Source organism: Bacillus sp. B2-WWTP-C-10-Post-4, from assembly GCF_009183805.1.
In the GTDB taxonomy this organism is placed as follows: domain Bacteria; phylum Bacillota; class Bacilli; order Bacillales; family Bacillaceae_G; genus Bacillus_A; species Bacillus_A cereus.
Genome location: NZ_WEII01000181.1, coordinates 1 through 5,194, shown reverse-complemented (window position 1 = coordinate 5,194; position 5,194 = coordinate 1). Strand labels below are relative to the sequence as shown.

Sequence of the window (5,194 nt, the reverse complement as noted above, 5' to 3'; positions counted from 1 at the left end):
ATTAAAAGATTCAATTTTATCAAAGCTATTTTTTGAAATACTTAAATTATCCACTAAATATTTATAACCGAAATCTAAAAGGTAATAGTAGAGTAACAATTTTGGGTCTGCTTCGTTAGTGTGAATGATAGAATTAATTTCTTCTTTTAAACAATGGGCATTATCTATATTACGTGAACGTATTTCTTGATACCATCCGTTAAGTAGTTTTGAAATTTGTTCATTCCCCTTTATTAGAACGTCCATGAAATCCCCTCCCTTTTTGAATATTCTTATAAATAATGCTAGCAAGAATAGAATTTGATGGAAATTGAATTTCAATATTTCTCAACATTTGTGTAACAATTTTATTTTCAATTATGTAACTAATTGCATTCATTCTCCCTGTTAGTAATTTCGAATATTTGGAACAGTGAAATAACCAGACATAATATAATCTTCTTATAAAATACTTTATAAAGATGGAAGGTTAACACTTCAAAATATCCTAAAGGCGATTGAGGAAGCGAAAGAAGCTCGTGAAAAATTAAAACTATTCTCACCATCAGAAGTAGTGTGGGACATTGAAGGTTTATCTAAGCAACTACCATGGAGAGATAAATCTTCAACAAATATAACAGATCTATCTAACTACTTTTACACAAGTGGTGGTAAAGACATGTTTGAAATGTTATTTAAAGCATGTGACGAAGCTCTAGAATTAGAAGTAGATTTAGAAATAGAGACATTATAATAGGAAAAAGCTTCATCTTGACGATAAGGTATATAATAAGGCAGAATTTTAACAAATGGTCAGTTAACCGAAACAATGAACGATTCAATAAACGAATTATACTAGCGTTTATATATTTTGGTTAAAGACGAAGCGGGAGCTCGAATTTCTCCTGGTACGCTACAAAAACCTTGTTATCTTTTGATAACAAGGTTTTCTGTTTAGTTATTAATAAACTTCTCAAATACAAAACCATAATCTTTCACATTATATTGTTTCTTCGTATCAACGAGCCAGTTAAAAGCGATTTCGTTTATTTCTTTAAACTGTTCTGCTAAATTTACTTGTGCGTTTGAAATACGGCTGAAAGCGTTAGATGCCATATCTAAACTTTTATGTGCATACTGCAATGTAATATCGTTGTCGTATGAGATTTCTTCTATTTTAAGTAAAGCTTTATATAAATCTTTTAATTCTTCAATATGTTTTTTATGGACATCAATTGAATAGTGTTCATCGCCCATTTGGAACTTAATTTCTACATCTAAATCAATCGTTCCCGCAGTTTCAAGCGCTACGTTTTTAATTTGATATTTACTATAGCTAAAGCGGCGTAGTGTACGTTTTTTACTTGTTGCGCTTGTACCGTCTAAGTGAATTAACCCTTTGTTTGTGAAGCAATATTCATCTGATTTCGATTTAATGAGAAAGTAAATTTTCTCCCCATCTTCATGCATTACATAATCATCGGCATCGACCTTATCATAGTCTTTAGGTGTAATAACAGAACCTACATCGCTTAGTCCTAATACATCTGCGGCCATTTTTTTAAACATATATAATCCCCCTTGTAAATTAAAGTCTTAATTGTACAAAAATATATTAACATGATCTTCATCCTTTGTTTTCTTGTAATACGAAAATATCTGAAGGTAAGTTAAGAAAAGTAATGAATAATTATTTTGATCCTAAATTATTTAGTAAATCTATTAGTTTAAGAGTGGATTCTCCGAAAAATAACCAAGAGAAAAAAGTTAATTTTGCAAGTGATTATAAATAAATTCCGTGAAAGCACCTCAAGCGATATGAGGTTTTTTTCAATCTCTTTTTGAAATCTTACAATTCTGTAAGGTAACTGTAAGGTAGTTCGATGGTAAGAAATTGCTAATCTTTTATAATGAAGATAACAACGATAAAACGAGGAGGCAGAAATGATGAAAGGATTAGTTGTAACGGGCTTGACGGTTGCTTTTGGATTTGTAGCGTATGAGAAATTAACGTATGTAGTTGATGTTGTGAAACATTTGATTGCTTAGAGAAAACAGCCATGAGAGGGAAAGGGAATGAGTGAATGAATGGAATGGTTATTTGGAATTATAGGTACTTGTAGTGTAGTGTTATTGTTCTTTGTCCCAAGTGGTATACTTAGTTCGACAACAAGTTTGTTCTTCTTAAGTTTGTTTGCTTGTACGATGCTTATTATTATGTTTTTAATGAAGCGAAGTAAACCAATCTTCTATTTTAGCATGATTGTTATGGCAATTATTGTTCTCCAAATTATTACCCTTGTAATATACCCCACAATTATAAAAGCTTTCCATTAATGATGAATCCTCTGCGTTTGTTGCTGGGGATTTTTACTTGTACAATTTTAATTTTTAGTAGAGATTTATTTGTATTGGAATGTAAAAATTAAATATTTTCATATTTCAAACAAATAGTTTTGGGATGTTGTGTTCTCATTACGCATTTGATATATTTACTTTGAACATAATTAAAATCAAGAAAAAGAGGCGGACGTATGGATAAAAAAGAAAATACGGTCGTATTGTTTCCACAACTATCAGAGCGCTATATTGATGAAGGTTTTTTAGCGCTGAAAGAGCGGAAGTTCGAAGATGCATTGCGCTGCTTTGAAATATTACGTCAGTATAATGCGGAAACGGAACAAACGGAATTAGCTTCAGTTATTTGTTTACTCGAATTAAAACGTATGGAAGAAGCGAAAGACAAATGTGAACAGTTGCTTAAAACAGGAGTTGTCTTATTTGGTGATATTCTTGAAACGTACGTGACTATTTTAGTTCAAACAAATGATTATGAAGGTGTTATTGAAACTGTTGAAAAGGTTTTACAAACGAAAGATATAATGCCTGATCAAAAGGAAAAATTAGCGCAGCTTGCTTTATTTGCAGAAGGTATGCTAAATGAGGGAGACGCATCGCTAGTGGATTCAAATTTTGAGTTGGATGAGTTTACTAATGAAATTTTTGGAGAAAACTTTGGACAGAAGCTAAGAGCGATTCAGCGACTTTCGTTAAAAGACTTAGATCTTGCATTACCTGTTTTAAAGAAATTTTTAATAGACGAAGAGCAACACCCCTATTTGAAAACTTCTATTTTGTATAAAATGATAGAAAGTCAGGTAGAAGAGGAAATAGAGGTAGAAAAGTTTGGGAATACGATTAAGGTAATTCCGGCATTTACAGGTCATAATGAGGAGCAATCCAATAACATTATACATAAATTATCAAGTCGATTAGAGCAAAATTATCCCGATATATTTGAAGCGATGGTTACATATTGGAAAGAATTGCAAATTAGCATTTTCCCATTCGCTCTATTAATGGATAAAGAAGAGATTTGGTCAGCTGTTTTAGAGAGAATTGGAAGAAAGCGTTTCGGATTGGCTATTGATGAAGAAGAGCTTATGACAGCATACAATATCGAATTGGAAGAGTTTCATATTGCCTATCAATGGTTATTACGTGTTGAAAGAGAAGGATATTTGCCCGTATAATTATGAAAAAGAATCGTTCAGTTCTTGAAACGAGCATATTCTATGTTATAATGTAAGGGTTGCAAAAGGCAGAAAACTGCCTGTTTGTAAGAGAAGAGAAGTGTAATTCTCTTACTTAATATGTTTCATATTATTCTCGAACAAAATATACCGTAGTTGTCTTCTGGGCAATTAGTAGATTGGAACATTATATCTGAAAGCTTTTGCTAGAGGATTATTTGTGTATTTGTTATTTCAAAAAAGAGATAATGAAGATCTTAATCTATAGAGGTATGTGCATACATTATTATAGTTGGAGGGAAAGAATAAATGTCTACAAAATGGGAAAAATTAGAAGGTAACGTTGGCGTTTTAACAATCGAAGTTGATGCTAAAGAAGTAAACAACTCTATCGACGCTGCGTTCAAAAAAGTAGTAAAAACAATTAACGTACCAGGTTTCCGTAAAGGAAAAATGCCTCGTCCATTATTCGAACAACGCTTTGGTATTGAATCTTTATACCAAGATGCTTTAGATATCATTTTACCAAAAGCATACGGTGAAGCGATTGAAGAAGCTGGTATCTTCCCAGTTGATCATCCTGAAATCGACATCGAGAAGTTCGAAAAAAATGCTAACCTTATCTTCACTGCAAAAGTTACAGTGAAACCTGAAGTTAAATTAGGTGAGTACAAAGGTTTAGCAGTAGAAAAAGTTGAAACAACTGTAACTGACGAAGATGTAGAGAACGAATTAAAATCTTTACAAGAGCGTCAAGCTGAACTAGTTGTTAAAGAAGAAGGAACTGTTGAAAACGGTGATACAGCTGTAATCGACTTCGAAGGTTTCGTTGATGGCGAAGCATTTGAAGGCGGAAAAGGCGAAAACTACTCTCTAGCAATCGGTTCTGGTACATTCATCCCAGGTTTCGAAGAGCAAGTAATCGGTCTTAAATCTGGTGAGTCTAAAGACGTTGAAGTATCATTCCCAGAAGAGTACCATGCTGCTGAATTAGCTGGCAAACCAGCAACATTCAAAGTAACAATTCATGAAATCAAAACAAAAGAACTTCCTGAGTTAAACGACGAGTTCGCTAAAGAAGCAGACGAAGCGGTTGCAACTCTTGATGAATTAAAAGCAAAACTTCGCACAAACTTAGAAGAAGGCAAAAAGCACGAAGCTGAGCACAAAGTACGTGACGAAGTAGTAGAATTAGCTGCTGCTAACGCTGAAATCGAAATTCCAGAAGCTATGATCAACACTGAGTTAGATCGTATGGTTCGTGAATTCGAGCAACGTTTAAGCCAACAAGGTATGAACCTTGAGCTTTACTACCAATTCACAGGTACTGACGCTGACAAATTAAAAGAGCAAATGAAAGAAGATGCACAAAAACGTGTAAGAATCAATCTTGTTCTTGAAGCTATCATTGAAGCTGAAAACATCAAAGTTACTGAAGAAGAAGTAACTGCAGAAGTTGAAAAAATGGCTGAAATGTACGGTATGCCAGTAGACGCTATCAAGCAAGCTCTTGGAAGCGTAGACGCTTTAGCTGAAGATCTTAAAGTGCGTAAAGCTGTAGACTTCTTAGTAGAAAACGCTGCATAATAAAATAACAAGGCACGATTAAAATCGTGCCTTGTTTTATAAATATAGAAATATATTTATAAAACTTTTCGATGGAGAAGGAAAAGTTCCTTTAC

Annotated in this window: 6 protein-coding genes; 4 read left to right on the top strand and 2 right to left on the bottom strand. The window is 33.2% G+C overall.

Features of this window, described 5'->3' with window-relative positions:
- The coding region (locus GBN78_RS28360; RefSeq protein WP_481747365.1) for a response regulator aspartate phosphatase at nt 1–246 on the bottom strand (246 nt) is incomplete at its 3' end.
- Nucleotides 247–448: 202 nt separating this feature from the next.
- On the opposite strand from GBN78_RS28360, the gene GBN78_RS28355 reads away from it, so the two are divergent.
- The gene (locus GBN78_RS28355; RefSeq protein WP_087944812.1) at nt 449–733 is read left to right on the top strand and encodes an Imm70 family immunity protein; all 285 of its coding nucleotides are present in this window, start codon (nt 449–451) and stop codon (nt 731–733) included.
- A 200-nt stretch (nt 734–933) separates the two neighbouring features.
- Here the strand turns inward: GBN78_RS28355 and GBN78_RS28350 are convergent, their stop codons facing one another.
- Entirely contained in the window at nt 934–1,548 is a 615-nt protein-coding gene (locus tag GBN78_RS28350; protein ID WP_000473867.1) for a PH domain-containing protein, read from the bottom strand.
- Between the two features lie 519 nt (nt 1,549–2,067).
- Between GBN78_RS28350 and GBN78_RS28345 the strand changes: the two genes are divergently transcribed.
- The 3 genes from GBN78_RS28345 (at nt 2,068) to tig (ending at nt 5,099) form a co-directional block, all read left to right on the top strand.
- A complete protein-coding gene (locus tag GBN78_RS28345; protein ID WP_001983650.1) occupies nt 2,068–2,316 on the top strand; it encodes a hypothetical protein in 249 nt (82 codons plus the stop codon).
- 197 nt (nt 2,317–2,513) lie between these two features.
- Entirely contained in the window at nt 2,514–3,512 is a 999-nt protein-coding gene (locus GBN78_RS28340; protein ID WP_025966445.1) for a hypothetical protein, read from the top strand.
- A gap of 309 nt (nt 3,513–3,821) precedes the next feature.
- Nucleotides 3,822–5,099: a trigger factor gene (gene tig, locus GBN78_RS28335; RefSeq protein ID WP_152127959.1), complete on the top strand. Its 1,278-nt coding sequence runs from the start codon at nt 3,822–3,824 to the stop codon at nt 5,097–5,099.
- Nucleotides 5,100–5,194 lie beyond the last annotated feature (95 nt).

Excerpts from the sequence above, each read along its gene's own strand:
- GBN78_RS28350 (WP_000473867.1), bottom strand. The coding sequence starts at position 1,548 with ATGTTTAAAAAAATGGCCGCAGATGTATTAGGACTAAGCGATGTAGGT.
- GBN78_RS28345 (WP_001983650.1), top strand. The coding sequence starts at position 2,068 with ATGGAATGGTTATTTGGAATTATAGGTACTTGTAGTGTAGTGTTATTG.
- GBN78_RS28340 (WP_025966445.1), top strand. The coding sequence starts at position 2,514 with ATGGATAAAAAAGAAAATACGGTCGTATTGTTTCCACAACTATCAGAG.
- tig (WP_152127959.1), top strand. The coding sequence starts at position 3,822 with ATGTCTACAAAATGGGAAAAATTAGAAGGTAACGTTGGCGTTTTAACA.